This window comes from uncultured Leptotrichia sp. (assembly GCF_938036635.1).
Lineage (GTDB): Bacteria > Fusobacteriota > Fusobacteriia > Fusobacteriales > Leptotrichiaceae > Leptotrichia > Leptotrichia hongkongensis.
The window spans coordinates 1-6,986 of the sequence record NZ_CALHQO010000110.1; the positions used below are offsets into that span (position 1 = coordinate 1).

1 protein-coding gene is annotated in these 6,986 nt (G+C 34.4%); it reads left to right on the top strand.

Annotated features, from left to right (window positions below; genetic code table 11):
- Positions 1-34: 34 nt before the first annotated feature.
- Positions 35-6,986: autotransporter-associated N-terminal domain-containing protein (locus Q0370_RS02010; RefSeq protein WP_299571409.1), on the top strand; the 6,952-nt coding region annotated here is incomplete at its 3' end.

Genomic DNA, 6,986 nt, shown 5'->3' on the forward strand with positions numbered 1-6,986 from the left:
AGTTAATTATATATTTATCATACGAAGTAAAAAGATGACAAATAATCTTAGAAATTTGCAAAAAGATTTACGTGCATTTGCAAAAAAAACAAAAGATTTTAAATACACAGATTCTGCATTGGTCACATTTTTAATGACAGGGGTAGTATCGATTACAAGTAATTTGTTTTCACAAACTACAGAGAAAAACGTAGAAAATCAAAAACAGGAGATTTCATCTTCAATAAAAAGTATACATCAAAAGGTTAAAGAAACACGAAGAGAGAATAGTAAATTATTAAAAAGCACAAATCTTGAACTGATTCAATTAATGGAGCAAGGAGATCATGTTGTTAAATCTCCTTGGAGCAGCTGGCAATATGGAATTAATTATTTTAATAATAATTGGAATGGAACTTACAAAGGAAGAGGAGATAAAAAAGAAAAATATCCTTATGAAGGCATATTCCAGAGAAGTGATGATGCATTTGAAAGATATACTTCGCCTTTAAGTTCAAAATATAAAGAGTTACCAACTTCAACAAATCCATATTCTGCATCTTCAAATGCAAGATTGGGATTATCAAATAAAGGATATGGAATTTCAAGTACTTCTCCTAGACAGGAGCCATTATCTACATTAAATGTAGACGCTTCAATAAGACCAAAAGATGTGTCTAGAGATCCTGTGGAAGCACCAAGAGTATCTGTACCTGTACCGCAATTAAGTGCGATTGGTGTACCAAACTTATTGCCGCCTTCATTGAATATACCAACACCTGCTACACCGACAATAAGTCTAAACTTACCAACACCAAACACAAATCCATTTACAGATTTCTGTTTTACATGTGGAACACAAAATGGAGTGCATCAAGTTGATAATACTAAGGCTTTTAATGATGCAAGGCATAACAGTTCTGATGGAAATGATCCTGATAAAACACCTAACTGGACAGACGGAGGTAACAATAAATTCTGGACAGGGTTTAATCCGGTTACAGGTTTATTAACTCCAAATTCTGGAATAAACGGAAATATAAGAAATTTTTCTTATTCTGCTAATTCAAGAACTAACTGGGCACCAAGAACTGCAGCGACACTGTATTTTAATAAGTCTTATGACGAAAGAGCAAGAGCTAATACAGCTCAAGGACTATCAGCTGCAAATATGAAAAAACCAAAACCTGATCCAGTAGGATTTGAAGCAAAAAATATTGAAGTGTATGTTGCTGGAAATGTATCAGACAATGCTGGAAATAATGCAGGGAAAACTAATGGCAATCATGATGGAGCAATAGGAATACATACAGTTTGGGATGGAACACTTTCAAATATTAAAGGGCATCTATATGGGAGAGCAAATTTCCTTTCAATAGAAACTTGGCATTCAGGAAGGCTACAATTTAATAATGTATCAGTAAATATTGAAAGAGATGACAGCAAAGGAATAAAAGCAAATGAGAACACTTTATTCTATATCTATCCAGCAACTTATGATACGATAGCTTCTCATAACTACTGGGCAGGAGCACCAAAGCAACGTGGAGGATTTATTGGAAAAGTTGATGCAAAAATTACGTCAAATAAAAACATTGTATACTCTGTGCTTGGGGCTCAAGGTTCGTTTGAAATAACTAGTACAGGTAAATACGAGTTAGAAGGAGCAGATAATATTGTTTATTCTGGATTAGGATATTCTCCTAACTTTAATAATTTAAAAGGTAGTGGAATAATTCAAGATTTATACAACACTGGTTTAACTCCTTCATTAAAACTTGATAAAGCGCCAGAATCTTATGGTGATGGAAATGTTGTAATGTTATTCAATAATAGAATTAGTTTAGCTGGAAAAGCATTCTATGACTCTCCTACTAACAGTTCAAATGCGTATATATCAAATGATGGAAATGGACCTATTAGACAAGCTAATTGGGAAAAATCAGGAGTTGGAATATATCAAGGAGAAATAAGAGCAAAAGCAATTATTGGTAATCAATTAAATATGGCAAATTCTGGAACTCAAACAGCAGCAGGAAATACAACTACTATAAGAAATGGTGGTATTGAAACAGAAAGAACAGGTGATGCCAACTATGTTGAAAATAATATAGGAATATACGCAAGATCTGGTCAAAGAGGAGCAGAAGCTGGAGCTAAAATTGTTCCTTCACAAGATTTAGGGGCTAAAGATGCTGCCAGAGGTACTAATTTTGACTTAGATGAAGTTCATTCCTTACAAGTTAATGATATTGATATCAGTTTTGGTAAATATGCTAAAAATGGTATTATGATGGTTTCAGAAAATGGAACTGTTTTAGATGCAGCTATGAGTACTAATAAACATGAAGGTAGTGATACAACAACTGTACCTATAATGACAGGAGACATTAAAGATTACGGAACAGCAAATCTTAATGGAAAAATTTCATATAATGATGCTAGTAATGAAGCTGCAACTGGAACAATAATAGCTTATTCAGATGGAAAATGGCAAAATAGCGTTCACGGAATGATTTCGAATGAAGCTAAAAAATTTGAAGGAAAACCTAGTGAAATTAATATAGGACGTAATGTTGTTCTAACTGGGAGATATAAAAAGTTTGCTGATGGAACAGAGTCTACTCCAGTAGCTTATGTAGCGAAAAACGGTGGAGAAATTACTGCTCATGAAAAAACTTCAGCAAAAGGTTTTGGAGGATTATTAGCTTATGCTGAAGCAGGAGGTAAAGTTACATTAAAGAAAGAAGCTGAATCAGTAAGTGAATGGGCTAAGAAAGACCAGGAAACAAAACCTTATCTGTATGAAAATATTGGAGGATATGCTAAAGGTTCAGGTTCGACTGTTACTTTTGAAGACAATCTGAAAATAAATGGTATGGCAGGTTTTGCTGATGGAACTGGAGCAGTTGTAAACTTAAATAAAAATGCAAATAAAGTGCAGACAGGTAAAAGTGGAGCGTTAGTAGCTCTTAATGGAGGATTGGTTAATTTTGGCGGTGGAGATATTTACCATGAAACTGAGGTAACAACTAACAGTGTTGGAACAGCTAATCAAGGTGATGATGCAGGAAATCACGCACAATCAACACCATTTTTTGCTGGAGCTAACTCAAAAGTAAACTTCACAGGCGCTACAACAATAAACATGTCAGATGGTATTTTAAAAGCTGGAGAAACTTCTGATTATACTGCAGCGGCAGGAACAGCTACTAAATATAATGGTATGCAAAATGTTAGTGTTAAACTTACTGGAGACAATGTAGTTTTAGCTGCATATGATGGAAATACAACGAACTGGACTGGATCATCTGCAGGATCATCACAGGTTATGACTGAAATGAAAATAAATCCTTCCAATTTTAATTCTAATGGGAAAAAATATAAAATATTCTATATTAATGGAATATTCAATTTAAATACTAACCTAGATTTAGATGATGCAACTAATGAATTTAACAAGAGTCTTGGTTTATCAAATGAAAAATTTAATATAGCAAATGGAATGACAGTAAGCTCTCTTACAGGTAAAGGGCTTGTTATGGGATCAAATACCAGTGCAACTGATAATACAAGCAACTTGTATAATAATGAAGGAACTGTTGATATAAAAGGCGGAAATGTAGCGTCAACAACTGCTTTAAATGTAAGTTATGGAACAATTCATAATAAAAATCTAATAAATGTTGACAAAGGTATTGGTGCCTATGGAATAAATGGAAGTAAACTGATAAATGATCAGAATGCCAATATAAATATAACTGGCGAAGGTGTAGGAATGGCAGCCTTTACTTCAGGAACTTCTTTACAGGATTATGGAACAGATAAAAATATTGCTAACGGTACATTAGGTACAGCAAAAACATTAGAAATATTAAATAAAGGAACGCTTACTGTAAACGGAGATACTTCTGTAGGAATTTATGGTAAAACTGATAAGTTAGCAGGTGCTCATGCAAGTACAAATATAACTAGAGCAAACGGGCTTATCAGTAACGAAGGAAAAATTATTATGACAGGAAATAAAGCTGTTGGAATTGTATCTAACGGATTAGGTAATACTGTTACATTGAATGGAACAGGAAGTTCTGACATAGTAATTCAAGGTACAGAAGGAATTGGAGTATATGCTGAAAATTCTGATGTTAACTTACTGACAAATTACGGAATAGAAGTTAAAGATAAAGGAACAGGAATATTTATAAAAGATGGAAGTAACCTGAGTGCAGGAACACTTGAACTGAAATATAGCGGATCAAATACTGAAACAGGAGTAGGATTGTTTTATGACAATGCATCTGGAGGAGTTAAGACAAATAATGCAAATGTAAATCTTGTCGATACAGTTGGAACAACAGGAGGCGTTGTAGGACTATATGTAAAAGGAAATGGTGGACTTCTGACAAATAATGGAAATGTATCAGGAGACAGGGGTTATGGATTAATTACAGAAGGAACAGAACTTGTAAATGCAGGTGTAATTACATTGAATAATCCTGTTGATGCAGCAACCAAGAAACCAAGTGTAGGAATTTATACAAAAGCAACTGATAAAATAACAAATAACGGAACAATAACAGTGGGAGATAATTCAGTTGGAATATATGGACATGCAGTTGATAATAACGGAACAATAAATACTGGTGCAGGTGGTACAGGTATATATAGTTCAGGTGGAGATGTAAATCTTAATTCTGGAAGCATAAATGTAGGTACTGAAAAAGCTGCGGCAGTCTATACAAACGGAAGCGGTCAAACTGTAAGAGCACATTCTGGAAGCAATTTATCAATAGGAGATAATTCGTTTGGATTTATCAACGAATCAAAAACAAGTGGAACAGGAAATAAAATTATAAGTGATATTTCAAGTATAAGTAATCTTGGCAATGAAACAGTTTATATATATTCAGCAGATGCTAGAGCAGGTGCAGAAGTAATTAATAATACAAACTTAACTTCTACAGGTTCATATAACTATGGATTGTATTCAGCTGGAAAAGTAACAAACAATGCAGATATAAACTTTGGAAGCGGATTTGGAAATGTTGGAATATATAGTACTCATGGAGGAGAAGCAACAAATGCTGCAGGAAAGAATATTACAGTAGGTGCTTCGTTTATAGATGATAACAATCCATTGAATAATAGATATGCAGTTGGAATGGCTGCAGGATTTACTCCAACACAAAGTGAAATTGCTGCAGGTAAAAGAGCTTATACAGGAAATATTATAAATAATGGGACTATTAATGTGACAGGTCCATCTAGTATAGGGATGTATGGAACAGGTCAAGGAACAAAAGTAATTAATGCAGCAGGAGCAACAATAAATCTAAATGCAAGTAATACTACAGGAATGTATTTAGATAACGGAGCATACGGATACAACTACGGAACAATCAGATCAAATGGTACTGGACTTGAAAAAGTAGTTGGAGTGGTTGTTAAGAATGGTTCAACAATTGAAAATCATGGAGACATAATTTTAGATGCAAAATCTGCAGTTGGAATACTTGCTAAAGGAGATGTTGCAGGAAATAACCTTGGAATAATCAAAAACTATAAAACAATGATTATACAAGGTGAAGGTTCTATAGATGAAAAAGCAGATGGAAATCAAAGCAGCCTCGGAAAAGGATTGATGGGAGTATCGATAGATGTACCTAAGGGATCAAGTGTAGGAACAATAACAGTAAACGGAAATTCTGTAGTGCCTACGATTGCTACTTCATCAGCTGAAGAATATAAGGCAATGCAGACTTCTACAATAGGAATGTATATAGATACTTCGAGCAAGAGATTTACTAATCCTATTCAAGGATTAAGCGCATTAAGCGGCTTAGCTAAAGCGGATCTTATTATAGGTGCAGAAGCGGCAGAAAACACTACAAGTAAATATATTCAGCTGGATAAGAAAATACTGGATCCATACAATGAAATGATAAAGAAAAATCCTCAGATAAAAGACTGGAACATATACTCAGGATCATTAACTTGGATGGCAACAGTTGCACAAAATCAAACAGACGGAACAATAGAAAATGCATATATGGCTAAAATTCCTTATACTTTCTGGGCTGGAAAAGAACCTAATCCTGTAGAAGTTACAGATACATATAACTTCTTGGACGGACTTGAACAAAGATACGGTGTAGAAGGACTTGGAACAAGAGAAAAAACTTTATTTGATAAAATAAGCGGTATAGGAAACAATGAACAGGTTCTATTCTTCCAAGCAATAGATGAAATGATGGGACATCAATATGGAAATACTCAGCAAAGAATCAATTCGACAGGAAATATGCTAGACAAGGAATTCAACTATTTGAAAAAAGAGTGGAGAAATCCGTCTAAACAGAATAACAAGATTAAAGTGTTTGGCATGAGAGATGAATACAACACAGATACTGCAGGAATTATTAACTATACAAGCAATTCTTATGGATTCGCATATGTTCATGAAGATGAAGCAATCAAGCTTGGAAACAGTTCAGGATGGTATGCAGGAGCTGTGACTAACAGATTCAAGTTCAAGGATATTGGAAAATCAAGTGAAAATCAGACAATGATTAAAGCTGGAGTGTTCAAGAAAATGTCACCTAAGAAAGACTATAACGGAGCATTGCAATGGACAATAGGCGGAGATGTATTTGCGGGCCTTAATGAAATGAGACGTAGATATCTTGTAGTAGATGAGATATTCGAGGCGAAATCTGACTATCATTCTTATGGAGCGGCAGTTAAGACAGATTTAGGATACGACATAAGAATGAGCGAGAGAACACATTTGCGTCCTTACGGAGCATTAAAGCTGGAATATGGAAGATTCAACAATATCAAGGAAGATAATGGTGAAATGAGACTGGAAGTAAAAGGCAATGATTATTTCTCGGTGAAACCGGAAGTTGGTGTTGAATTCAAATATGTACAGCCATTAGCGGTAAGAACAAATTTATCAGTAGGATTGACTGCAGCTTATGAGAATGAACTAGGAAAAGTTGGAGATG